The 25923-nt window shown below is 45.6% G+C and carries 24 protein-coding genes; 3 read left to right on the top strand and 21 right to left on the bottom strand.

The features are described 5' to 3' along the window. Positions 1-25 precede the first annotated feature (25 nt). The 3 genes from recG to FFM74_RS10620 form a co-directional block, all read right to left on the bottom strand. Positions 26-2065: an ATP-dependent DNA helicase RecG gene (recG, locus tag FFM74_RS10630; protein WP_137626611.1), complete on the bottom strand. Its 2040-nt coding sequence runs from the start codon at positions 2063-2065 to the stop codon at positions 26-28. 115 nt (positions 2066-2180) lie between these two features. Next, complete coding sequence (locus tag FFM74_RS10625; protein WP_137626610.1) at positions 2181-3884, bottom strand: DAK2 domain-containing protein; 1704 nt, start codon at positions 3882-3884, stop codon at positions 2181-2183. A gap of 35 nt (positions 3885-3919) precedes the next feature. Beyond that, positions 3920-4282, bottom strand: a complete 363-nt coding sequence (locus FFM74_RS10620) for an Asp23/Gls24 family envelope stress response protein (protein WP_137615278.1) — start codon at positions 4280-4282, stop codon at positions 3920-3922. Positions 4283-4519: 237 nt separating this feature from the next. On the opposite strand from FFM74_RS10620, the gene rpmB reads away from it, so the two are divergent. Both rpmB and FFM74_RS10610 read left to right on the top strand, forming a co-directional pair. After that, entirely contained in the window at positions 4520-4705 is a 186-nt protein-coding gene (rpmB, locus tag FFM74_RS10615; RefSeq protein ID WP_137607503.1) for a 50S ribosomal protein L28, read from the top strand. Positions 4706-4900: 195 nt separating this feature from the next. After that, positions 4901-5518 (top strand): hypothetical protein, encoded by a 618-nt coding sequence (locus FFM74_RS10610; protein WP_137626609.1) that lies wholly within the window; start codon positions 4901-4903, stop codon positions 5516-5518. A 649-nt stretch (positions 5519-6167) separates the two neighbouring features. Here FFM74_RS10610 and FFM74_RS10605 read toward each other — a convergent pair. From FFM74_RS10605 to gmk, 11 genes are all read right to left on the bottom strand, one after another. Further along, positions 6168-6815, bottom strand: a complete 648-nt coding sequence (locus tag FFM74_RS10605; protein ID WP_137626608.1) for a thiamine diphosphokinase — start codon at positions 6813-6815, stop codon at positions 6168-6170. After that, positions 6815-7468, bottom strand: a complete 654-nt coding sequence (gene rpe, locus FFM74_RS10600; protein ID WP_137626607.1) for a ribulose-phosphate 3-epimerase — start codon at positions 7466-7468, stop codon at positions 6815-6817. The genes FFM74_RS10605 and rpe overlap by 1 nt, the downstream gene beginning before the upstream one ends. A 9-nt stretch (positions 7469-7477) precedes the next feature. Continuing rightward, positions 7478-8374 carry a ribosome small subunit-dependent GTPase A gene (rsgA, locus tag FFM74_RS10595; RefSeq protein WP_137626606.1) on the bottom strand — a complete coding sequence of 299 codons (897 nt, stop codon included), beginning with the start codon at positions 8372-8374 and terminating at the stop codon, positions 7478-7480. 101 nt (positions 8375-8475) lie between these two features. Continuing rightward, the gene (gene pknB, locus FFM74_RS10590) at positions 8476-10494 is read right to left on the bottom strand and encodes a Stk1 family PASTA domain-containing Ser/Thr kinase (RefSeq protein WP_137626605.1); all 2019 of its coding nucleotides are present in this window, start codon (positions 10492-10494) and stop codon (positions 8476-8478) included. Next, on the bottom strand, positions 10491-11240 hold the full coding sequence (locus FFM74_RS10585; protein ID WP_137626604.1) for a Stp1/IreP family PP2C-type Ser/Thr phosphatase: 750 nt from the start codon (positions 11238-11240) through the stop codon (positions 10491-10493). Before FFM74_RS10585 ends, pknB begins: the two co-directional genes overlap by 4 nt. A 17-nt stretch (positions 11241-11257) precedes the next feature. Continuing rightward, positions 11258-12601: a 16S rRNA (cytosine(967)-C(5))-methyltransferase RsmB gene (rsmB, locus tag FFM74_RS10580; protein ID WP_137626603.1), complete on the bottom strand. Its 1344-nt coding sequence runs from the start codon at positions 12599-12601 to the stop codon at positions 11258-11260. Then, the gene (gene fmt / locus FFM74_RS10575; RefSeq protein ID WP_137626602.1) at positions 12598-13545 is read right to left on the bottom strand and encodes a methionyl-tRNA formyltransferase; all 948 of its coding nucleotides are present in this window, start codon (positions 13543-13545) and stop codon (positions 12598-12600) included. The genes rsmB and fmt overlap by 4 nt, the downstream gene beginning before the upstream one ends. Positions 13546-13565: 20 nt before the next feature. Next, positions 13566-15983, bottom strand: a complete 2418-nt coding sequence (gene priA / locus FFM74_RS10570) for a primosomal protein N' (protein WP_137626601.1) — start codon at positions 15981-15983, stop codon at positions 13566-13568. Positions 15984-15998: 15 nt separating this feature from the next. Beyond that, a complete protein-coding gene (gene coaBC / locus FFM74_RS10565; RefSeq protein WP_137626600.1) occupies positions 15999-17225 on the bottom strand; it encodes a bifunctional phosphopantothenoylcysteine decarboxylase/phosphopantothenate--cysteine ligase CoaBC in 1227 nt (408 codons plus the stop codon). A gap of 296 nt (positions 17226-17521) precedes the next feature. Next, a complete protein-coding gene (gene rpoZ / locus FFM74_RS10560; protein ID WP_137607493.1) occupies positions 17522-17734 on the bottom strand; it encodes a DNA-directed RNA polymerase subunit omega in 213 nt (70 codons plus the stop codon). Beyond that, entirely contained in the window at positions 17731-18351 is a 621-nt protein-coding gene (gene gmk, locus FFM74_RS10555) for a guanylate kinase (protein WP_137626599.1), read from the bottom strand. The genes rpoZ and gmk overlap by 4 nt, the downstream gene beginning before the upstream one ends. A gap of 200 nt (positions 18352-18551) precedes the next feature. Between gmk and FFM74_RS10550 the strand changes: the two genes are divergently transcribed. Then, positions 18552-18890 carry a hypothetical protein gene (locus FFM74_RS10550; RefSeq protein WP_137626598.1) on the top strand — a complete coding sequence of 113 codons (339 nt, stop codon included), beginning with the start codon at positions 18552-18554 and terminating at the stop codon, positions 18888-18890. A gap of 154 nt (positions 18891-19044) precedes the next feature. On the opposite strand, the gene FFM74_RS10545 is transcribed toward FFM74_RS10550, so the two are convergent. The 7 genes from FFM74_RS10545 to FFM74_RS10515 all read right to left on the bottom strand — a co-directional run bounded on the left by FFM74_RS10545 (position 19045) and on the right by FFM74_RS10515 (position 25918). Continuing rightward, positions 19045-19704, bottom strand: coding sequence for an ABC transporter permease (locus FFM74_RS10545; protein ID WP_137626597.1), 660 nt, complete (start codon positions 19702-19704; stop codon positions 19045-19047). Beyond that, positions 19704-20639 (bottom strand): osmoprotectant ABC transporter substrate-binding protein, encoded by a 936-nt coding sequence (locus tag FFM74_RS10540; protein ID WP_137626596.1) that lies wholly within the window; start codon positions 20637-20639, stop codon positions 19704-19706. The genes FFM74_RS10545 and FFM74_RS10540 overlap by 1 nt, the downstream gene beginning before the upstream one ends. Positions 20640-20652: 13 nt before the next feature. Further along, on the bottom strand, positions 20653-21282 hold the full coding sequence (locus FFM74_RS10535) for an ABC transporter permease (protein WP_137626595.1): 630 nt from the start codon (positions 21280-21282) through the stop codon (positions 20653-20655). After that, a complete protein-coding gene (locus FFM74_RS10530; protein ID WP_307722412.1) occupies positions 21279-22487 on the bottom strand; it encodes a betaine/proline/choline family ABC transporter ATP-binding protein in 1209 nt (402 codons plus the stop codon). Before FFM74_RS10530 ends, FFM74_RS10535 begins: the two co-directional genes overlap by 4 nt. A 243-nt stretch (positions 22488-22730) precedes the next feature. Next, complete coding sequence (recN, locus tag FFM74_RS10525; protein ID WP_137626594.1) at positions 22731-24425, bottom strand: DNA repair protein RecN; 1695 nt, start codon at positions 24423-24425, stop codon at positions 22731-22733. A 133-nt stretch (positions 24426-24558) separates the two neighbouring features. Further along, positions 24559-25017, bottom strand: a complete 459-nt coding sequence (locus tag FFM74_RS10520) for an arginine repressor (protein ID WP_137626593.1) — start codon at positions 25015-25017, stop codon at positions 24559-24561. 85 nt (positions 25018-25102) lie between these two features. Next, positions 25103-25918: a TlyA family RNA methyltransferase gene (locus tag FFM74_RS10515; protein ID WP_137626592.1), complete on the bottom strand. Its 816-nt coding sequence runs from the start codon at positions 25916-25918 to the stop codon at positions 25103-25105. Between the last annotated feature and the right edge of the window lie 5 nt (positions 25919-25923).

Genomic DNA, 25923 nt, shown 5'->3' with positions numbered 1-25923 from the left:
TATCACCATTCCCTCTCATAGTCAGCTAATCTAAAGTCCCGACTGCTGCTAATTTTCCTTTTAAATAGTGTACTAATGCTTGATTCTCTGGTTGTTTCTCCCAATCAGGGGTCGCCACAATCGCATGTGCATCTTGTTGGGCGACTTGCAACACAGTTAAGTCCGCGATGGGATCGCCGACTTTGAATGATGGCATCCCAGACTGCTTGACGCCCAGCACTTCTCCAGAACCACGTAATTCCAAGTCCTTCTGCGCTAAAATGAACCCATTGGTCGTTTCGGTCATAATCTGCATGCGCTCAATTCCTTGCTGATTTTTAGGATCGGCCACCAAGATACAATACGAGGCCTTCTCGCCACGGCCGACACGCCCACGTAACTGATGCAATTGGGCCAAGCCAAAGCGGTCAGCGTCATAAATCATCATGACCGTCGCATTTTTGACGTCCACCCCAACTTCAATCACGGTGGTCGACACTAAGAGTTGCGTTTTGCCGGCTTTAAAATCCGCCATGACGGCCTCTTTTTCATCCGGCTTCATCCGCCCATGTAATAATCCCACCGTGTAATCCGGTGCAAAATAATCTTGCAAATTAGCCGACAGTGCTTCGGCATTTTTAACATCCAGCGTTTCGGACTCTTCAATCAGCGGCGTCACCACGTAGACTTGTGACCCAGCCGCCAGTTGCTTGCGGACGAAAGTCAACGCGTTGTTAGCTTGATTACTCCGCACCCAAGTCGTCTGAATCGGCTGCCGTCCAGCCGGCAATTCATCAATTTCAGACACATCCATTTCACCATAGGCGGTAATTGCCAGCGTTCTGGGGATTGGGGTGGCAGTCATCGCCAACGCGTCTGGTTGTCCGCCTTTTTGCCGAAAAGCTGCCCGTTGATTGACGCCAAAACGATGTTGCTCATCCGTAATCACTAACCCCAGATTCGCGTAGTCGACTCCGTCTTGAATCAACGCGTGGGTCCCAATTAACAAGTTAATTTCACCGGCAGCCAAGGCCGCCAGTAAGGTTTTTCTGGCAGCCGGCTTAGTCGAACCAGTCAACAAAGCCACATTAACTGGGGTATCCGCAAAGACGCGCGCTAAATTATTGGCATGTTGCTCCGCTAAAATTTCTGTCGGTGCCATTAAGGCTGCTTGATACCCCGCCGTAATTGCCGCGTACATCACAATCGCTGCCACAATCGTCTTCCCGGAACCGACGTCCCCCTGTAGTAAGCGATTCATATGCTTAGGGGACTTCAAATCGAGACAAATCTCATTGACCACCCGTTTTTGGGCCCGCGTTAATTCAAACGGTAACGTCTTGATAAACGCCTTCAGGAGCGCGTTATCGTAATGAATCGCAATCCCATCCGTTTCATGATCTGAGCGCTTTAACACTTGCATCTGCATCTGAAACATTAAGAACTCTTCGTAAGTTGCAGAACGCCGTGCCGTCGCTGAAGCTTCCTGGCTCGCTGGAAAATGCATATCGTGAATCATCTGTTGTCGGGGCAATAACCGATACTTGGCAATCAGCGTTTCCGGCACAACATCTTCGATCACGTCCTGATACGCCTCAAAAGCCTGCTTAACCAGTTTTTGAATCGTCCCCTGTCTAATTGCTTTACTAGCTGGATAAATCGACCCAAAGGCCTCCTCAGCGTTGTTAGGATTGATGATCTTCATGCCGGTAATGCTACTACGTTTCGCATCCCACTTGCCATAAACCGCTAGCGGTTGTCCCGTCTCAATCTGTTTCATCAAATAAGGCTGATTAAAAAAAGTCACCATGTAGACATCATGGTCAATCAACAACCGGAAATTAAGTCGATTCTTCTTGCGACCAAATCGGGCTAATACGGGTTCGGACGCAACAGTTCCTTTTAAAGTCACCTTTTCCTGATCCGCAATTTCATTAATATCCTTCACTTGTAAATCGTCATAACGAAAGGGGTAATAGGTTAACAGATCCGCTACTGTATTAATACCGAGTTCAGCCAAGGCTTTTTGGCGCGCTGGGCCAACACCAGCCAACTCACCGACTGGATCTGTTAATGCTTTAGTCATCCTAAATAATCCCCTTTCACTTGAATTTCCTTTAATTATACCAAACTCTTCGCCTAAAAATCTAAAAACGGGCCGTAGACTTTGACGTCTGGACCCGTTTAAACAGATTTAATTATTATTCAACTGACACTAAGAACGGATAAACCGGTTGGTCGCCTTCATGAATTTCAATTTCAAGTTCATCATCGAGGGCTTGAATGGCGGTGGATAACTTGTCGGCCGCCGCTTTGGTTGCGTCGGCACCATAAATAATCGTCACTAATTCACTATCTTCATCCAACATGTGTTTGACCATGTCGATTGTGGCAGTTTCCCGGTCAGGATTCGTCACAACGATGTTGCCATCAACGAGTCCCATGTAGTCATCTTTACGAATCGCCATGCCATCAATGGTCGTATCCCGCACCGCGTGCGTCACTTGACCACTCACAACCGTGTCCAACGTGTCTTCCATTTCGGCTTGATTATCAGTGAGTTCAGCTTCAGGATTAAAGGCTAACATCGCGGTCATCCCTTGAGAAACCGTCTTACTGTGCACGATTTCAACCGGAATATCCGCAACATCGGCAGCTTGTTCCGCGGCTAAGAAGATATTCTTATTGTTTGGTAACACCAAAGCCTTATCAGCACCACTGGCATTGACGGCCTTCACGATATCCGCAGTACTTGGATTCATCGTTTGACCACCAGCAATGATGTCGGTTACGCCTAAGCCCTTGAACAATTTACCAATACCGTCACCAGAAGCCACTGAAATAATCGCATAACCGTGCATATCTGGTTTTGGTTGACTAACGGCTTCCGCAGTTTTGGCCTCAGCCTCAGCATCGTGATCATGTTCCATGATGGTTTCTTGTTGGAGGCGCATGTTATCGACTTTAACTTTAATTAACGCCCCAAAACGCTGGCCCCAAGTCATGACATCGCCTGGATGCTCCGTATGAACATGCACTTTGACGATTTCATCATCATTAATGACTAACAATGAGTCGCCTAGTTTAGCCAGATAGTCGTAGAACGTGTCGTAATCAAAGTCATGATCCACTAACTTGCCATCACCAATCCGAACCATGATTTCGGTACAGTAGCCATATTTGATGTCATTTGGATCTAGTTGACCTTGCACACTTTGATGGTGCGCCGCGTCAATCATTGAATCCATTTCCGCATCGTCAGGGACATAGTCTTGTGATTCGTCAATTTTACCACTGAGTGAGTCACTAAAAGCTTCTAAGACAAAGGTCAAGCCTTGTCCACCAGAGTCTACGACACCGACTTGTTTTAAAACGGGTAATAAGTCCGGCGTTGACTTTAAAGCGGCTTCCGCAGCCTCAACGATTGCGACCATAACTTCACAAATATCATCCGTTGTTTTTACGGCTTCTTTACCGGCACCCGCAGCTTTGCGAATTACGGTTAGAATGGTCCCTTCGGTAGGCTTCATTACTGCTTTATAGGCAGTTTGTGCCCCAGCAGCAAAGGCTTCAGCTAAATCATCAGCGGTTAAAACGTCCTTACCCGCCACATTTTTCGAAAAGCCCCGAAAAATTTGTGACAAAATAACGCCAGAATTGCCACGAGCACCCATTAATAGCCCTTTGGCTAAAGCTGACGCTAAGTCGCCAACCTGGGTACTTGTTTCATCCCGTTCATATTTCGCCCCACTGGCCATGGACAAACTCATATTAGTTCCAGTATCCCCATCGGGTACTGGAAAGACATTCAAAGAATTAATGAATTCAGCGCGCTGATTCAGCTTTTGTGACGCAGCCTGAACCATTTTGCCAAACTCAAGATTAGTTATCTTGGTGATTTTCAATTTCAAAATTCCTCCTTGGCTCACACCAATATCGATTAGTCGTTCATTACCCGAACACCTTGGACAATGACGTTGACCGAATTGGCCGCAACGCCAAGCATATTTTGTAAGTTATATTTGACCTTGGCTTGGACATTCCGTGAGACTTCTGAGATCTTCGTCCCATAACTCACGATGATATTTACCTCAATTGAGACGCCATTATCTTCTTGGCGTACCACCACGCCACGCGCATAGTTTTCGCGGCGTAAAATTTCATTTAAATTATCACGAATTTGATTCCGACTAGCCATGCCGACAACCCCGTAGTTATCCGTAGCGGCCCCGCCAACTACTGTCGCAATCACATCGTTATCGATGTCGATTGTTCCAAATTGCGTTTTGATTTTGACAGCCATGAAAATAGCCTCCTTGTTTTAACGCGCTCATTTACGATAGTTTATCATAGCACAACGGTTCATGAAAGAAAAATTACACGACTGTCTTTCAGGAAGCCCGAATTAACGGAATTTAGCAGTAAAGTAAAATTACTTGATAGAAATGTATTGCAACCTTTATTAATCTATGATAAATTATTCTAGTGAATGATAAAGCATCGACCTTTTATCAATGATTACCGAAGGAGGCAGATCAACATGGCAAAAGACTTCGTTACAGGCAAGCGGACGCACTTTGGTAACTCGCGTTCTCACGCTTTGAACCACAGCCGCCGCAGCTGGAAAGCTAACTTGCAAAAAGTTCGCATTTTAGTTGATGGTAAACCAAAGAAGGTTTGGGTTTCAGCTCGGACTTTGAAATCAGGTAAAGTAACGCGCGTTTAGCGCAGCAAACCGTCACCGCATTTTTTTTGCGAGTGGCGTTTTTTGTTGCCCTTTTTTTCGATTTTAATCCGTATAAATTATAAAGTTTAGAATTTTGACTGTTTATTTCAAAAAAAGTGATTATCAAAAATGGTTTAGACATTTTTGACGTAACTAACCTCTGAAACAACTTTATTATTTTGGAGGAATGCTGTTATGTCAAAATTATTAACCAGCCTCACACTCATGGCAACTGGTCTCTTACTGACCGGCTGCCAAGCCGCAACCAGTTCTCGCGAAAAACCAAGTCAGGTCAGCAAGACTAATCAGGTCACTAAGAAGACTAATTCAGTCACATCGACCGCCCACACCAAAACGGTGAGCTTGAACATTACTCGGGACAAAGCCAAAGCAATCCAACTTGGCACCGACACGCAAGCAACGCTAGTCAAACGCTTTGGTCAGCCCCAGAAAAGTGACAACTCATCTCACGATCAACATCAGCGCGCCACCTACGATTGGCAGGAACAAGGTCAGAAACGTCAGTTAAGTGTGTCATTCATTGACGGCGTCCTTTGGAAAAAGTCTTATTTCATCGCACCGGCTGCCAACCGCGCACATCGCGATGATCCAGCGTTTGACCACACTGAAGTCGGTGAATCTGCCGAAGCGGTGATCAAGCGACTGGGCCAACCAGATTCTGAAAAGTGGGTCAAGGCGACTGCGTCACTCGTCAAACACGATGCTTACTATTATGATGCTGGTCATAGTCGGAATCACGCCGAAAGTTATTACTTTGAGAATAACCACTTAGTTCATCCGCAAGGCGTATAAGCTTCATAACCGTCACAAAAGAGCGTCTACCTGAATCGTCAACTTCAGGTAGACGCTCTTACTGTTTTAACTTCATAACTAAAGGTTGAAAGAGCAAAAAAGGGCTTGTAAACACTGTCATACAGGCAACAGACACTTCCAAATTAGTGTTGATTCCGCTTCAGCAGGCAGAAATCGCTGTGCTGTGGTGGGACAGTCGCAGCCATAGTACGGTCTGCAACTTCGATTTAAAGCCGATAACCCACGTCTTTAAATCGCCCTGTAAGATTAGGCGGCCAAGACCCGCCGGCCAATCTTACCGACACAGCACAACGATTTCTGCCTGCTTCCGCTAAACCTAACCTAAAAACAGCTAAATTAGCCGGAAGTCGCCGCTGATCCTATCGGCCGTGACAATGGCGTTGGGCCGGCATGTTTTTTGCCGACGTTACGCCACGGACGGTCCGGGACACTTGCGATTTGCGCAAGGGTTCCGGGCGAGGGCCAAGACGTTTCTCAGGCTTGACCCGGTCCCACGGCCGCATGTGATCAGCGGCGACTGGAAACGGTCATGGCAACTAATCATTGACATGGCGGCAATGATTAGGGATTTTGATCCTTCAACCTTTAGCTTCATAAAAATAACGCATCTTCAAGCCAATGACGCGACTTAAACAGTTGCATCACAACTCTGAATAACTGCCAATACCCCAGTATCAAAACTAAAGTGGCCCTGCTCACCAACAAATTCATTGCTAGCCCACGAAATTGGGTAGTCATTTTGAGCTGCCGTCAACGGATATTTTTCATCCGCTAACGTTAACTTCATCGGCATTAGTGGCACAAACGCCAAATACTTTTTCGTGGCTTCCTTAGTGATCGTGTAACTCCCCGGCAAAAAATATCGAATCGTGTTCTGGCGATCAATCAAGGTAATCTTAGGCGCCCAATCACGGAAGAACGGGTCAAGCACTAGCCAAAGATTAGCCAATAAATGATCGAGTCGACCACCCGTTGCCCCATAAATATGCAGCTCATCAGGATGCAACTGTTCAAAAATGGATTTGACGGCCAGTTGCGTATCAGTGTGATCTTGGTCTGGCTTAACAATCACCGCACCGGCAATTGCTTGCTTAACCGTCTGTAATTCTGCCGGACTGATTGAATCAAAATCACCAACAACCATCACTGGCTGAATGCCTAACTTGACCAAGCGCAGCGCCCCACGATCGGCGCCGACCCACGGCCCAGAAAGTTGTGCCAGGTCAGTCGGCCAATTCGCCGTCGGTCCCCCGACTAACAAATTCACCGTCGTCATTAGTTCGTCGCCACTTTCAAATCTTGAATCCGTTGGGCTGGATCATCAGCGCCATACACGTAAGACCCGGCCACCGCAACCGTTGCACCAGCGTCATACACCGCTTTAACCGTCTGATCATTGATGCCACCATCGACCTCAATCTCAAAGGCGTAGCCGTGTTGTTGTTTTAATTGCGCCAAGGCTTTAATTTTATCAACCATCGGCGTTAAGAAATGTTGGCCACCAAAACCAGGATTGACCGTCATAATCAGCACTTGGTCAACTAAAGGTAATAGGCCTTCGATCATGCTTAACGGTGTGCCTGGATTAACGACGACCTCGGCTTTCGCACCAGCCTGCTTGATCAATTGCAAGACATGATAAATATGGCGGGTACTCTCAACGTGTACCCCGATTAAGTCTGCCCCAGCTTGGGCAAACTGTGCCACAAAACGTTCTGGTTCAACAATCATTAAATGACAGTCCAGCGTCAAGGAAGTAATTGGCCGGATTGCCGCCACGGTACTCATCCCAAAGGACAAGTTCGGCACAAATTGGCCATCCATGACATCAATATGCAAAGCGTCGGCACCAGCTTTTTCCACTAGTTCAACGTCTGGCTGTAAATTAGCAAAATTCGCACTTAAAATTGAAGGGGCAACTTTAATCATCAGCTTCACTCACTTTTTCTTATTATAGATAACTTTTTTGTTTTTAATTGTTTCATAGAATTGTAAATAATTGTCGTAGCGACTTTGCAAAATTGAGCCATTCGCCAAAGCTGCTTTCACCGCACACTTGGGTTCGTTAATATGCACACAGCCACGATACTTACAGTCAGCACTTAACCGCACAAATTCTGGAAAAAAATGGGTTAACTCGGTGGCTGGAATGTCAAAAACTTCATAGGACGAGAATCCCGGTGTATCGGCGACTAAGCCATCAGCAATTTCAATCAAACTGACCTTTCTAGTCGTATGTTTCCCACGATTCAAGGCCTGTGAAATCTCACCGGTCGCTAAATCCAAACCCGGTTGTAAGTGGTTCAGTAGTGTTGACTTTCCCGCCCCAGTTTGACCCATGACAACTGCCACATGACCGGCCAAGGCTTGTTTAACCGCTGTCAACGCGGTGGCGTCAAAGGCTGTCCGTGCCATGATGACCTGATAGCCAATTGCTTCATAGGCCGTGGCTAAGGCTTGTCGGGCCGCATACTCAGTATCAGATAACAAATCGGTCTTCGCCATGTAGATCACTGAGTGAATCCCCGCAACTTCCAAGGCAACTAATTGTCGATCCAATAAATTCGTTGAAAATTCTTGCGTCGTCGTTGCGGTAACAACAATCGCCAAATCAACATTCGCAACTGGTGGTCGCACGAGTTCTGTCTGCCGAGCCAAGAGTTTCAGAATGTAGCCTTCCTGTTGTGTGGGGGCGTCGAATTCAACCTGATCACCAACTAAGGGGGTCAGCCCTCGTTTTCGAAAATTTCCCCGCGCACGGGTTCGATAAAGCTTGCCATCGGCATAAACATCGTAGAATCCACTTAATGATTGTCGAATTTGTCCCGTTTTCAAACTTGCACCACCTTTTTATATTTTGGGTCGGTCCACTTTAAAACTTACTGGCTCTATTGTACCAAAAAAAGAGTTCAGGTTTTGGCCTAAACTCTTTATTTTTAATTTGTCGCATCTTTATTCGTGACTTTTGTTTTTTCAGCAACGGTCACGCCATTGCGAACAATCCGATATTTACCCGTTTGAGAGCCGGTTAATTGAAACGGTAACGTGACGCGCGTCGTCGATGTAATCGTGATTTCACGATATAAACTATCAATTAGGTGGCTATCATCTTCCAAATAAATTTTCACATCATTCGCGGTCGCCGTGGCGGTATTCAAGGCTTGATAAGGAACCTTCACTTTAACCTTAAAGCTTTCAGCCAAATCAGCATTCGCCGGTTGCGACCCTTTAGACATATTGACGGTTACCGTCGACCCGGCGCGCACATCCGTCCCGCCTTCTGGATCTTGATCGTAGGAATAGCCAGATTTCTGGTCATCGGAATAACCTTGCTTAAAGATCAGATTAAGTCGATTTGCCGTCGCATAATTCGAAATATCCGTCTGACTCTCTCCCGTCAAATCCCGCAAAGACACGTAGCGACTGCCCGCACTGACAGTAAAAGTCACCGTCGTATTGGTGGGCAACACCGAACTGCCCGCGACGACGTCTTGACTAATAATCTGACCAGCAGCGACATCGGACGTACTAAAACGTTGGGTCACTTTAAACCCGACCGCCGTCAAGGTTGACTTAACGTCTGCATAGTTTTCATTGACATAATTACCAAAAGCCGTTTGTTTGGCGCCACTACTAATTGTCAAATTAATTCGAGAACGTTGTTGAACAGACTTTTTGCTACCCGGGGTGCTCTTGATAATTTGATTTTTGGCAACAGCGTTACTTTTCTCGCGCTTAATCGTCCCTACAGATAACTGACGTTTCGCCAACACCTTCGTGGCACTCGCCTGCGTCATCCCAGCCAATTTTGGCACGGTCGTCATCTGTGGTCGGCTCAATTCAAGGCCCACAATAATTGCGGCCACTAGCAGAACGGCAATCGAGCCAAATAAAATCAGCCGCCGTCGTATCGGATGCCGTTTCGACCAAGACCGTTTTGGTAATGGCGCGTCTGCTGGCGTTTGCTCACTTGCCTGCATGCTTGGATCAGTCGTGACCGGTGCTTCCTGACTTTTTTTAGCCGCATCAGCCCGACGATTGGCGGCAATCGCAGCCGCAATATCGGCACTTGGCATGATCTTCGTTTCATCATTACCAAGATCTTCTGGTTCAAATCTTTTTTCACCAACTCGCGTTTCAGACAAAGTCGTTAACAGGTCACTTGCCATATCTGCGACCGTGGCGTACCGGTCGCGCGGATCTTTAGCGGTCGCCCGTAACACGACATTTTCTAAGGCTTGTGGAATCTCAGCATCAAAATCACGAACTGAGGGAATCTCATTTTGAAAGTGTTTTAAAGCGATGGAAACCGCCGTTTCACCTTTAAACGGCACTGACCCCGTCAGCATTTCATACAAAATAATCCCTAAAGAATAAATATCAGATTGTTTCGTCGCCATACTGCCGCGGGCCTGTTCAGGTGACAAGTAATGCACCGAGCCTAAAATGGTGTTGGTCTGCGTCATCGTATGTTCCGACAACGCGACCGCAATGCCAAAGTCCGTAATTTTGGCATTGCCATGTTCATCAATTAAAATATTTTGTGGTTTGAGATCCCGATGAATAATGTTATGCGCATGCGCGGTCGCAACCGCACTTAATATCTGTTCCATGATGTCAATGACTTGCTGGAGCGGCAGTGGGAAATGTTCCTTAATATAATTCTTAAGGTCCATCCCTTTGACGTACTCCATCACCAAGTACTGCATCCCATTTTCTTCGCCGACATCATATAAACTCACGATGTGCGGGTGGACCAATTCCGTGGTTGCCAACGCCTCACGTTGAAAACGCTTGATGGTCTTCGGATCATCACGCAAATCCAAGCGTAACAGTTTGACCGCCACATCACGATCCAATATTAAGTCATGCGCCAAGTAAACATTCGCCATCCCACCTTCACCTAAGGACCGGATAATTCGATACCGTCCGCTAAGTGTGTAGTTAGGTGTCATTTACTGGCCACCTCACCATCAACGACCACGATCAAGGCAGTGATATTATCTGCCCCACCAGCCGTATTTGCTAATTTAATTAGCGTTTCACATTTTTCAGTGGCAGTTTGGTCACTACTTTGTAAAACCGTCGTCAATTGGTCATCTGTTACCATATTGGTCAGACCATCCGAACACAACAAAAGTTGGTCGTCTGGTTGCATGTGATACAAGTTAGTATCAATATCTGCATCTGGTGAGATTCCCAACGTCCGTGTGATAATATTTTTTTGTGGATGTTGGCGCGCCTGTTCCGCAGAAATTTCACCACGTTTGACCAACTCATTCACTAACGAATGGTCTTCCGTCAATTGCTGTAACTTCCCATCACGGAACAAGTAGCCACGACTATCGCCGATATTTGCCATTAAAAATTCATCATTAAAAATGAGGGCCGCCACCATGGTGGTTCCCATCCCATTCAAATCAGAAAATTCGCGCGCTTTTTCGATAATATGTTGATTTTCGTCTTGAACCTCAGCCGCAAGCCATTTTACTGCCGCAGTTGGTTGATCGAAGGTCGTATTTTCGAATCGGTAACCCATGTGAGACACGGCCATTTCGGAAGCGACATCGCCGCCTTGATGACCACCGATACCATCCGCGACGATGGCAAACTGAACACCTGCTTTATTTTTAAAAACCCCGACATAATCTTCATTTTCTTCGCGTTGTTGGCCGATATCAGACCGATATGCAAAATTCACGGTTCACCACTCCACTGTTATTTTTTTCGTAAACAAGCAATGAAAAAGCCATCTGAGAGATAATCATCCGGATAAATTGACAAAGTGTCACTTTTCCGGTCTGCTTTTAAGCCTAGCTCAGTTGGGGTCTTAATCAAGTCAAAATCAGGGTGGTCAGCTAAGAATTTTGCAATCACATCCTGATTTTCTTGTTTTAGAATCGTACAAGTGCTATACGTCATGATACCACCTTTTTTTAAGGTTGGCGCCACGGCGTCTAAAATCTCTAATTGGATTCGTTGCAAGTTTAAACTATCTGAAAGCTGCTTCTCATAACGAATTTCAGGTTTTCGTCGGATTAAGCCGAGACCAGAACAAGGGGCATCCACTAAAATACGATCGAAATGCCCTGCTTGAAATTCCGTGCCAACTTTGCGGGCATCCAATTCGGTTGCCGCAACTCGATCCGCCACATGCATCCGGGCGGCATTTTCACCAATTAACTTCACCTTGTTGGCGTGAATATCTAAGGCAATGACTTCGCCACCCGCATCTGGATCTAAGGCAGCCGCGATTTGCGTCGTTTTACCACCAGGTGCCGCACATGCATCTAAGACGCGGTCACCAGGTTGTGGATCCAACGCCGGCACCACTAGTTGGGCACTTTCATCTTGGATGGTAAACATCCCATACTTCATGGCAGCCGTCGTGATTGCTTGACCATCGGTAATAATTAGGCCCAGCGGCGAAATTTCACTAAAGTCAACGGTCAGATCTTCATTCGTGAGGGCAGCCGTGACATCTTCAACATCTGAAACGGCCGTATTAACCCGTAACGACTGCTTAGCAGGTTGGTTTAATGACGCAATGATTTTTTGCATCTTGTCGGCACCGAGCTGATCACGCAATTCATTGATTAACCAGATTGGCATGCTGTAAGTGATACTCAACCGTTCATCTGGATCTTTAATGGCGCCAAAATCAGGTAAGCCACTGCGATCCATTTCATGTAACACCCCGGTGACAAACCGGCGAATACCAGGATGTCCCTTCACTTTAGCAATCTCAATCGTTTCGTTGAAGACGGCACGCTTGGGAATTTTGTCCAAATATTGCCATTGATATAAAGCGGTTAATAAGAGTTCATTCACCCAAGGGTCCAATTGATGCGGATGCCGGACAAATGGTTTAAGCCAATATTCAAGAGTCAAACGATGCTGAATCACACCATAGACGATATTCGTTAACAAGTTGATGTCACGACGATCCATGCTGTGTTGATTAATTAATTGATTTAATTGTAAATTAGAATAGGCGCCATTTTTTATTTTTGCTAAGGCTGAAACGGCTAACCAACGGGGACTATTGCCAACTTCACTCATTTTGTAATAACCTGCTCTCCAGTTTTGAATTTATCAGCGGCACCATTGAGAAAATCAGTAATGGTCATCTTGGGCTTGCCAGCTGGTTGAATCGTATTGACGGCAATCGCAGTCTGCTGTCCGGCTGCTAGCACTAACTCATGCTTGGTTTTACGAACGACTTGCCCAGGCGCTTGGGTCACAACTTCGTCTAAAGGCGTCACGTCCCAGAATTTGGTGCGCTTACCATCCAAAATGGCATAAGCAATTGGGGCAGGACGGAGACCACGCACTTTATCATCAAGTTGCGTCGCCGTTTGATCAAAATCAAGCTGTTCTTCTTCCGGCTTAATCGTTGGTGAGAACGTCACTTGGGCGTCATCTTGTGGTGTTGCTGTCAACTCCCCAGCAATTAGTTTTGGCAAAGTCGCTAACAATAAATCCCGACCGACCACGCTGAGTTTTTCAAACATCGTCCCGGTATCATCCTTGGCAGTGATTGGAATCGCTTGTTGTGCCAACATGTCACCAGCATCCATTTTTTTGACCATATAAATAATCGTGATGCCAGTCTCTTTTTCACCATTAATAATCGAATATTGGACCGGAGCGCCACCACGATACTTTGGTAAGAGCGAGCCATGTACATTGATTGCCCCAATTTTGGCGGCTTTTAATAATTTCGTCGGTAAAAATTGACCAAACGCCGCCGTGACAATCAAATCAGGTTGTAAGTCGATGACTTTTTGCATTTCAGGACTCCCACCGATTTTTTCAGGTTGCAGCACTAAAATATCATGCGCCACCGCAACCTGTTTCACTGGTGAAGCTGTCAAGACATGTTTGCGACCGACTTTACGGTCTGGTTGCGTCACCACTGCCAGCACATCATAATTTTGTTCAATTAAACTGGTTAAAATGGGCGCCGAAAACTGTGGCGTCCCCATAAAAACGATTGATGTCATTTCGAAATTCCTCCAATAAGTTACATAAAATGTAACGGCTCTACGTCAATGCCAAGCTGTAATCCTTGGCGTTGTTGGGCTTGTGTTTCTTGTAATAGCGTCGTTAACGTCTCTTCCAGATTTGGTTCTTGTTTATATTTAAGGACGATTTGATAATAATACCGCCGATTCACACGCGCAATCGGTTTGGGGGTCGGTCCCAAAATGATCGTGCTCGGTGTCAGCCGGGGCTTTAACCATTGTAACAGTTGATACATCCGTTTGGCAGCCACCGCTTCATCTAAATCACTGGCCGTAATCTGAACCGTGAAATAATATGGTGGATAACCACCTTGGTGCCGCATCTGCATCTCATATTTGAAAAAGCCTTCATAATCATGATGTTTAGCAAAGCGAATCGCATAATGATCTGGATTAAAGGTTTGAATATACACATGACCGGTTTTTTCAGCCCGACCCGCCCGACCACTGACTTGGGTCAGCAATTGAAACGTCCGCTCACTGGCACGAAAATCAGGTAAGCCTAACGCCGTATCTGCATTTAAAACCCCGACCAAAGTAACATTAGGAAAATCAAGGCCTTTAGCAATCATCTGCGTACCAATTAAGATGTCAGCTTCGCCACTGCCGAATTTAGTCAACAATTTGGCGTGGGCACCCTTTTTACGCGTTGTATCATTATCCATACGAATAATTCGGGCATCAGGCATCAAATCTTGCAATTCTTCCTCAACTTTTTCGGTTCCAGTCCCATAATAACGAATCTGACGGCTGTGACAATTTGGACACACCCGTGGAATCGCTTCTTCATGACCACAATAATGGCACTTCATCGTATGCGTGTCCATATGTAGCGTCAATGAAATGTCGCAATTTGGACACTTCAGGACAAAGCCACAATCTCGACAAAGGACAAAGGACGAGTAGCCCCGCCGGTTCAACATTAACACACTTTGCTCATGACGATCTAAGCGATCCTGTATGGCCACTAAGAGTGCACGCGAAAAGTTGCTCTCAGCATGCTGTTGCATTTCTTGTTTCATATCAATAATTGATACCGCCGGCAACGGCCGATGATTCACCCGGTCGGCCAACACCAACCGTTGATAGACACCCTTTTCAGCACGAGCGCGCGTTTCCAATGATGGTGTGGCTGAGCCTAAGACAACCGGACAATGGTGATATTGACTTCGCCATAAGGTGACTTGACGGGCATGATAGCGTGGGGCGTCGTCTTGCTTATAACTACTTTCGTGCTCCTCATCCATGATAATCAAGCCAAGATTGTCTAATGGGGCAAACACCGCTGAGCGAGCACCAACGACTACCTGAGCCTCATGCCGACGAATTCGCCGCCATTCATCATACTTTTCACCGCTAGACAAGCCACTGTGTAAGACGGCCACCGCTTTGCCGAAACGCCCTTTCACCCGCTGGACCATTTGTGGCGTTAGCGAAATTTCGGGCACGAGCATCAGCGCCGTTTTACCCTGTGCCAAAGCTGCGGCGATTGATTGCAAGTATACTTCTGTTTTGCCACTCCCGGTGACCCCTTCCAATAAAAAGGTGGTTGTGGCCGGTTCATCCACGGCGGCAACAATTTGATCAACGGCGACCTGTTGCTCGGGATTAAGCTTTAATGGCTGGGTCGGTTTAATATTGGCCGTCGCATAAGGATCACGATAAACTTCGATCGCGGTCTTTTTCAGCCAGCCCTTTTGTTCCCCAGTTCTAATTACGGCATCACTGACGTCAAACCGTTGGCTGAAGTCGCGCTGCATGATTGTTTCACCATTTAACGTCTGTAACCCTTGCAACAAGGCAAGCTGCTTCGCTGCCCCGGCACGGACCGTCGAGGCTGCTGATTGTAAGTCAGTCTGACTTAATGCCGCTTTAATTCCGGTTAATGTTTTATGGTGGGCCTGATTCTTCACCTGATAATAAACTTCAACTTCACCTGCTGCTTGCAATCTTAACAGTTGACTGACGATGGCTGGGCTCGTCGCAACGCTATCGAAATCAACACTCGACTGTCCCTTAAAAAGTTCCGTGGCAATCGTTGCGGAAGTCTGTTCCGTAGGCCGCAATAATTTTTCATACTTCGCCCGCATCACGGCCGGTAACATTGTTTGTGCACAAGTGATTTGAAAAGAAAACGTACTGGCCGCTAACCAAGCCGTTAATTTAAGCGCTTCTTGATTCAAAACCGGCGCCAGATCAACCACCGCATCAATTGCCTTGAGATCACCATCATACGTCGTGACCTCATCACATTTCAAAACAAAGCCTTGTACCCGTCGTTTTCCACGGCCAAAGGGCACCACGACACGCATCCCCGGCTGAACTTGAGATTGCCAAGCACTGGGAATTTGATAACTATAAGGTCGATTCGTTTGCATCGTTGGCACATCGACCAATACTTGTGCAATTTGAGCCAAGTTTAACTTCCTTTCTTACGCTTTACCCACCGCGCCTTGTGCAATTGCCGTCTCCAACACGATCTGTGCAATGGCTTCTTTTGATAGGAGTTCGGTCGTCACTGCAGCATGATGTTGACTTAATAGCGTGACTTGATTCGTGTCACCATTGAACCCAACGCCGGGGGCTGAAACATCATTTGCGACCAATAGATCTAAGTTTTTAGCAGTTAATTTATGGGTCGCATTACTAAGTAACTGTTGGGTTTCCGCCGCAAAACCAATCACAAATTGTGCTTGTTTCTGACCGGCTAACTTTTTCAAAATATCAGTTGTTTCCGTTAACTGGAGTGTCAAGCCGTGATCGTTAGGTTGTTTTTTAATTTTCTGTGCCGCCATCTCGGCGGGGCGATAATCTGAAACTGCCGCCGCCATGATTAACATATCAGTTGTTGGAAAGGCTTGCTCGACTTCACTTAGCATCTCGGCAGCGGTCGTCACTTGAATATAAGTGATGCCTTCAGGTCGAGGTAACGCAGTTTGTGCGCTGATCAAGGTCACTTTTGCACCCATTTCACGCGCAACTCTTGCAATCGCATATCCCATTTTGCCAGACGATCGGTTGGAAATATAACGGACCGGATCAAGCATCTCTCGCGTGCCACCGGCCGTGACCAGCACTCGTTGACCATGTAGTGGCAAGCCCGTTTCATGTGCTAACAGTTGTGACGTCAACCACGCCACAATTTCCGGGGGTTCAGGTAAACGGCCATGCCCCACATAACCTTCCGCGAGCATCCCCGTGGCAGGGTCTAAAACAGTCATGCCATCGCTCACTAACTGCCCTAAATTACGGGTTGTCGCCGGATTCGCAAACATATGCGAATTCATGGCGGGAACCACGTACTTCGGCGCCGTTGTGGCCAAAATAGTTGTCGTGGCAGCGTCATCCGCTAGTCCAGTTGCCATTTTAGCAATCAGATTTGCCGTCGCTGGCACAATCAGCATGACATCGGTCCAGTCGGCCAAGGCGACATGTACCACGTGCTCCGGATCAGTCATTGTGAACTCATCCGTTACGACCGGTTGTTGGGTCAAGGTTTGAAAGGTCAATGGTGTAATGAATTCAGTCGCATGCGCCGTTAGTGCGACTCGAACTTGCGCACCCTCATGCATCAGAAGCCGAATCACCGTCAATGCCTTATAACTTGCAATTCCGCCACTGACCACAACTGTGACATGTCGATCTGTCCAAATACTCATTACTTTCACGCCCTTATTTTTAATCTAATTGACTCTGCCGACTTATCCTAAAGTGAACTTTTTTCGTGAGTCACCCCATGATAAGTGATGAATAGGTTAATTGTATCAAGAATCCGAGGTTAGGTGAAGCTTGAAGACCGCGTAATCTTCATTAACTAAAAGTTGTCAGCATCACAAAGTTTGTCAGGACCGTTGTGCGATCTGGGTCTGCTTCGCATCTTTGAAGCGCCCGGTAATTAGTCTTTGAGCTAAAAAAATAGCGCCAAGCCCAAACGGCCCAACACTATTCGTTCAATTTAATCTTTGTCAGTTTCGTCGGGATCAATCATTAAATCGCCGGCAGCAATTTCTTCCAACGCGCGACCAATCGTTTTAACTGATTTGTACTCACTCAACATTGGGGTAGCACCAGCATCTAGCTCATGTGCCCGTTTGCTAGCTAACATAATCAATGAGTAACGTGAATTAACTTGCTTCAATAAATCATCAACTGATGGATATAAGATCAAGATTCAGCATCTCCTAACATTTCTTCGTATTCTGGCATGACCCGCTTCACACTGTAACGTTCACTGCGAATAATCGCCTTGATTCGTTCAGCAGCCAACGGCACCTCGTCGTTGACAACCGCATAGTCATAATTTCGCATCATCTTAATTTCGCCAACAGCCTTCGCCATTCGCTTATTAATGACCGTCATATCATCAGTACCACGGCCAATAATCCGATGCTTCAATTCCATTAAATCTGGTGGTGTCAAAAAGATGAAAACCCCATCGGGCATCTTTTCACGGACTTGCATGGCACCGTTAACTTCAATCTCTAAAAAGACATCTTTTCCGGCTGCCAATGACTGCTTAATATATTTTAAGGGCGTTCCATAGTAATTGTCAACATACTTGGCATATTCAAGCATACCGCCGCTCTTGATTTCATCCTCGAATTCATCTTTGGAGACAAAATAGTAGTCCTTTCCATCAACTTCACCCGGACGCATTTTCCGAGTAGTCATCGAGACTGAATATTGAAAATCGTTATCATCTGAGTCAAAGATTTCCTTACGGACGGTACCCTTGCCGACGCCCGAAGGACCTGATAAGACGATTAACATGCCTTGTTTCGCCATGATCACAAATTCCCCTTATTAAATATGTTTTAAAGATTATTTTGCACTTTTTACGGCTTGATTGCAAGTTTTATCGTATGACAGGTCGGGATTTTCATTGCCCTGCCATGACCAATCTGACAAATTGCGAAAATATTGCTTGCATTTTAGAACGCTTGTTCGTATAATAAAAACACAAACAAATGTTCGAGGTGGCTATCATGCAAAACAAACAAACTAGTTTAAAAATTGTTTCCAAAAGCTTACAAAGTTCATACCGGCAATTTATGGCTGATTTTACCAGTCCGGCTGAAGTCGTTGCGCCGTTGTTACCGCAGATGCCGACCTTCCAACTAGCTCTATTCTTGGAAAAAGCACAGACTAATCATTATTCAGTTATGTTGCAAATGCAACCTAGTTTAACTGAAACTCGCCCTTATAACATTCATGGTATTCTAAAAACTTTAGCCTCTGGGCAGTTGGTCCTCGTTAATCGTCGCCAACATCTGACCCACTTAATTGAAACCGATCAAATTCGTTATTTAAAACGCGCCGAATAATTAACCTGACTTGCATCAAAAGATGAAATCGAGGTTTATCAAACCTTGCAGATTGCCTCGGTGTTTTTGATGCAACTTAAAAAAAGATTGATGTTACAGTTCAACCTGCTTCCCTGAATGAGCAATGCTGACGCCTGTAAATCAATCTTTTAGTTTACGCTTTTTTCTGAGTCGGATCAGCTTTCTTTTCAATCCAACCTAAAACCAAATCGGAAATAATCGCCATCAGAGCAGTCGGTAATGCCCCGGCCAAGATAATGGCACCACCATCCGTGGCATTCGTCCCACGGATAATGATATCACCTAACCCACCAGCACCAACGAAGGTCCCAATGGCAGTAATCCCAATCGCCAAAACCAAAGCATTTCGCAGCCCCGCCATAATGACAGATAAGGATAGTGGTAACTCAACGATTCGCAGCACTTGCCAGCGAGTCATTCCCATCCCCTTGCCGGAGTCCAAAACACTGGGATCAACATTTAGCATTCCGGTATACGTATTTTTGATGATTGGTAATAACGCATACAAGAAGACGGTCACAATCACGGTATTAACACCCAGCCCAAGCCCAATCATGATAATTGACAACATCGCCAACGACGGCACAGTTTGAATCACGTTCGCAATGGCGATCACGGTTGTACTTAACTTACTATGGTGTGCGATCAAAATGCCAATCGGAATCCCAATCACGGCCGCAAACAAGACCCCATAAATCGAAATCAAGAAGTGACGTGAGAATTGGCTCAAGACATACGCGCCATTTTGCTGATAATAATAAATCAACTGTTGCATCATATTCATATTAGCCATTATTTGCCACTCCCTTCAAAGTAATTATTTTTTTCAAGGAATTGTTTTGCGACGACTTCTGGTTCAACCAAGTTATTATCGACTTTATAGTTCAAGCTTTGCATGGTCTTCAAACTAATCTTACCGTTTAAACGTGACAAGATTGGCTTGAGTTGCGGATAGGTCGCCAAAATTTTATTCGTCGCGACGGCACTAGCATTATAAGGTGGGAAAAAGTGCCGATCATCCTTCAGAATCGTCAAATCATAGCTTCTGATTCGACCGTCTGTTGAGTAACCGAGAATAGCATCCATCTTGCCTGACTCCAAAGCATCATAGACCAACCCAATTTGCATTGGATAAGTTTTACCAAAAGAATAACCATACAGTTTCTGAAAGGCATCGTACCCATCACCCTTACGTTCTAGCCAAGTCTGGTCTAAGCCCACAGTCAACTTGGATGCAACGCGTTGCATGTCACTCACAGTCTTCAAATTGTACTTCTTAGCAGTCTTTTTGGTAACCATGAACGCGTAAGTATCCGCAAAGCCGTAACTTGGAAAATAGTGCATACCATACTTAGTATCAAATTGGCGTTTTACCAAAGCATCGGTTTTCTTCGTCTGACCACGTTGGACCTTTTCACCGAGAACAGTTGTCAAATCAGTCCCGGTAAATCGGATTGACGAGATATCTGCTTGGTCGTTCTTTAACGCATTAAAACTCACAGTCCCAGAACCTAAATTATTAATAATCGTCGTATTCAACTTAGAATAATGTTGAATCATGTCTTGGATCATATAAGCCATGATTTGTTGCTCAGTCGTATTTTGTGACGCAATGCGAACCGTATCACTTGATGTCCCAGACAAGCCGGGAAACCCACAACCAGCTAATAGTAAGGCACTGGCAGCTGCGGCAATCAAACTGAGTAACCATTTCTTGAATTTTCGCATGTCGTTTCCCTCCTTACGCTTGTGTTGTTCGTGGGGTCACAGCTGCTTCCAGCTTGCCAAGTAACCAATCGACAATCAACGCCAAGATAATGACTGGAATCGACCCACCAAGAATTAAATCGGTTCGATATAAATTCAACCCATTGAAGATGAAGTCCCCAAGACCACCAGCACCAATATAAGATGCCAAGGCGGCCCAGGCAATCACATATGTGGCCGACAACCGAATCCCTGCCATGATGACTGGTGCAGCCATCGGTAGCTCGACCTTAATAATCGACTGCCAGGAAGTGAGGCCCATCCCTTTGGCCGCGTCGATCAAGGCGGGATTGACATCTACCATACCTAAATAGGTATTTCGCAAAATTGGTAAAAGCGAATAGATAAATAGCGCGATGATTGCCGGAATAGCACCAATCCCGAAAAATGGAATCATTAAAGCTAACAATGCCATTGCCGGAATCGTTTGTAACATACTAGCAATCGCCATGACGACACCAGAAATTGCTTTTGTTCGGGTCAGTAGCACGCCTAATGGCACCGCCACAATAATCCCCAACGCCAACGCAATCGCTGAAATATACAAATGTTGCCAAGTTTTCAGTAGTAATTGCGAACCGTACGTTTGTAAGAACGTGATCATTGCTGATCACCGCCTTCAACGTCAGTTTTCTGAGACCCACTTACTGGCGTTTTGTTGACACCATGATGAATATTATCAGATTCTTCATCTTCGGCCTCGTCACCCCAGAGCGCATCATACACAATATCAACTAAAGTCGCTCGCGTCACAATGCCGACCAGATGATGGTCATCATCGACCACTGGAATATTCTTAAAACCACGTTTCAGAATCCGTTCAACCGTATCACGAATTAGTGAGTTTGATTGCACGTAGAAAATATCGCGATTCATAATATCATCAACACTCGTCGCAGAGTTGAAGTTATAGTCAACATCTTCAATGCCAATCATCCCTTTGAGAATGTTGGCCTCATCAGTCACTAACAGTGAATCGACACGTTTTTCATGCATCAAACGTAAAGCATCGGTTAAGGACTTGCCCGGTGTCGTGGAAATCGGGTGCTTCAACATCACTTGACCAACTGTCGTAATACTTGGTCGTGCCTGAATCAAGCGATCTTTCCCAATCAAATTCTCGACGAATTCATTGGCCGGGTGACGCAAAATGCCATCAGGCGTATCAACTTGCATAATTTTTCCGCCGTCCATGACGACGATACGCGTCGACAACTTCAAGGCTTCATCCATGTCATGGGTCACGAAAACAAAGGTCTTACCCAAACGTTCCTGCAAGTCCTTCACCAAATCTTGCAACGCCTCACGGGTAATGGGGTCCAGTGCGCCAAATGGTTCGTCCATCAAGACCAAATCTTGGTTGGCGGCCAAGGCCCGAACAACCCCAATTCGTTGTTGTTGTCCGCCAGATAGTTCCGACGGATAACGATCTAAAAACTCTTCGGGCAGTTCAACCAGCTTGATCATCTCTTTGGCCCGTTCGTCCATCTTTTCTTGGGGCCATTTTAATAATTTCGGGACTAGGGTAATATTGTCACGAATCGTCATATGCGGCATCAGACCAATGTTTTGGATCACATAACCGATCTTGCGGCGCAATTTGACGGGATCCATCTTGCCAATATCTTCACCATTCATCTTAATTGTCCCCGAAGTCTGACTCAACATCCGATTAATCATCCGCATGGTCGTCGTCTTACCAGAACCAGACGTTCCGATAAAACAAATAAATTCACCTTTTTCAATTTCTAGGTTAAAATCTTCGACCGCAACTTTGCCACCGGGATAAGTTTTATTCAAATGTTCCATTGTCAGAAACAACCTCATCACTCCTATCTTTTTATTTTTATAATTAATTTTCTAAAGCAGTACACAATAAATCATAACTTACTAGCCGCCCCAATTGCAAACAAGTTGAAGCCAACGGGTGACTTTCCGACGGCGACAGCCATGTTTTTTTTACGAAAAACTAAGTCACCACCCAACACGCCTGTCCTGCATATGAGACAAAAAAGCTTGGCCTGAAATGACCAAACTTTTTGTCTAACTGCCCTATGCTTTTTTTTCTTCACCAGCCAACCGTAATAACTCTTCGGCGTGTTCCAACGATAGCTGAGTGACTTTGGTTCCTGCGAGCATCCGCGCCAGTTCTTGTACCCGATCAGACTGGGCCAGTTTGGAGACACTCGTTTTCGTTCGCTGTCCGGTAATCTTCTTCGCAATAAAGTAATGATGGTCAGCCATGGCCGCAACTTGCGGTAAATGGGTAATACAAAGCACTTGCGAAAATTTGGCAATTCCACTAATCTTTTCCGCAATGGCTTGTGCCACTCGACCACTGACCCCAGTATCAACTTCATCAAAAATAATACTGGTAATGCCTTGCGACTCAGAAAAAATCGTCTTCAAGGCCAGCATCATCCGTGACAGTTCCCCACCAGAGGCAATTTTTGCCAACGGTCGCATCCGTTCACCCGGGTTAGTCTGAATATAAAATTCCACGCTATCCAGTCCACTCCGATAGATTTGGCCCTTGGTTGGTTTGAAACGCACCTCAAAAATAGCTTTGTCCATGTAGAGATCTTTAAGTTCTTGATGGATTTGGCGTTGCAAGCTTTTAGCACAAGTCCGCCGTTTATCAGAAAGTGCTTGTCCAGTCGTCAACAATGCCGCTTTTTGCTCGGCAACGCTTTGCGACAAGCCTTCACTATTTTCTTCCGAATCCGTCATCTTAGCGAGTTCGGCCGCAATTTTTTGATAATAATCCAAAATCTGTTGTTCAGAATCGCCATATTTCCGTTTCAACTGACTCAAGACATCTAAGCGTTGTTCAATCTCATCCAAGCGACCTTCATCGAATTCTTGTAAATCCAGTTGATTTGAGATTTGACCGGAAGCATCTTGTAGCGCATAGAACGCATTTTTGACATTCACAGTAATATCGTTAAACGCTGAATCCAAATTGGCGATCGGTTCCAAAGCGTTCATCGCCTCACCGACAACATCAACAGCGCCTGGCGTTTCTTCCTCGGCCGTTAATAGATTGTAGCTTTGTTGCAGCGCCTGGTTGATCATCTGGTAATTATCCAAACGGTCCCGTTCAGCAGTTAAATCGGCCTCTTCGCCAACCTTAACTTGGGCGGTACTAATTTCCTCAACTTGAAAATTTAACATATCAAGTCGCTGCGCCCATTCTTTCTCATTCGCGTTTTTTTGACGTAATTCTTGGCTTAGCTGTTGGTAGGCTTCATATTGTTGTGTATAAGTTGTTTTTAATTTTTGAATTTTATGGGCAGCGAATTCATCTAACAAGCCGAGATGCTTTTCAGGCTGCATCAACTCTTGATGCTCATTTTGACCATGAATATCGACGATTGTCTCGCCAATCCGTTTTAACGTCGTCGTGTTCACTAACATCCCGTTGATCCGACACGTATTCCGGCCACTTTTCGCAATCTCACGTTGTAGAATGACGGTATTATCCGCATGATCAATGCCAGCCTCATCCAGCATGTGGGCGGTCACACCATCGGCTGGCAAAATGAACATGCCTTGTAGCACCGCTTTGTCCGCCCCCGTTCGAATGAATTCTTGTGAACCACGACCGCCCGCAAGCAACCCAACTGCATCAATAATGATTGATTTACCAGCGCCAGTTTCACCGGTTAAAACCGTCATGCCATTTTCAAAAGCGATGTCCAATTGCTCAATAATCGCAAAATTCGTAATGGATAATTCTTGCAGCACCGCAAATCCCTCCTAAAAAAATGGCGGCTGTGACAAAAGTCTCAGCCGCCTGATTATCTTCGAACTTTTTAGTCAAAACGAGTCACAAAAGAAATCTAAAAGCGCCTGTTGTCAGACACTTTCATGATCACCTTTAGTTGTCGCTTAATAGTCGTTGAAGTGTTTGTTGTAATTCTAAGGTCGCATCGAGTGATTTACAGATGATCAGAACAGTCGAATCATCGCCCACCGTCCCAAAGACGTGCTCATAGTGCATGTCTTCAATTAATGAAGCCAGCGCTGGGCCATTACCAGGTAAAACCTTAATCAGCACAAACTTGTCCTGAGTGGCATATGACACGTACGCATCTTTCAAAGTTCGTTTGAGCTTTTTCTCCGTGTCCATCTTTTTTTGGACCGGCATACTGTAATGATAGCCACCCGTCGCCGAGGGAACTTTTACCAGTTGCATGTCTTTGATATCTCTTGAAATCGTGGCTTGCGTAACGTCAATATTTTCGGCACGTAATAAGCTGACAAAGTCTTCTTGTCGTTCAATTTCTCTTGAACTTAATAATCGTTTAATGTAGCGTTGGCGCTCTTGCTTTTTCAACCGATCACCCCCAGCGTTTTAGTCAGTTCACTACCCACATCATAAGCTATTTTGCATAAATATGAAAGACTGGATTACAAAATAATTACTTATTCAGTTGGTCGTAAGCCGCCTGTTGCGTCTTTTCGATTGAGACCACGGGCTTGACTTCAGCAGTATCATCAGTTGCTTGCAAATGGACTAAAAATTCAATATTGCCTTCGCCACCCTTAATTGGTGAATAATCAAGGCCAAGCACATTGTAGCCTGCCGATTGCGCAAAATTAACAATATCGGTTAACACCGCCGTATGCACCGCATGATCACGAACAATCCCATGTTTACCAACATTTTCCCGACCAGCTTCAAATTGTGGCTTAATGAGTGCAACTACTTCGCCACCGTTTTCAATAATGGCATGCAGTGGTGGCAAGATCAGGTGTAGCGAAATGAAGGAGACATCAATCGACGCAAAACTTGGTTGGCCACGTTTAAAATCAGCTAACTTGCTATAGCGGAAATTAGTATGCTCCATTACTTCCACGCGCGGGTCTTGTCGGAGCTTCCAAACTAATTGATTGCTCCCAACATCCAAGGCATAACTCATTTGAGCACCATTTTGTAACATGACATCGGTGAAGCCGCCCGTTGAAGAACCAATATCTAACACAATGCGATCCGAAACATCGATCTGAAAACTTTTGAGGGCTTTTTCAAGTTTTAGCCCACCACGCGACACGTATGGCATGGGCTTGCCCTTTAAATGCAATTCGGTTGTCACCGGAATTTTTACACCCGGTTTATCCAAGCGTTCCTCATTCACACCTAAGATTTCACCGGCCATGACGGCGCGCTTGGCCTTTTCCCGGGTATCGAATAGGCCTTGTTGTACTAATAAAACATCAATGCGTTCTTTTTCCATCTAAT

This window comes from Lactiplantibacillus pingfangensis (genome assembly GCF_005404945.1).
Lineage (GTDB): Bacteria > Bacillota > Bacilli > Lactobacillales > Lactobacillaceae > Lactiplantibacillus > Lactiplantibacillus pingfangensis.
This window is presented reverse-complemented; position numbering and strand designations above follow the sequence as displayed.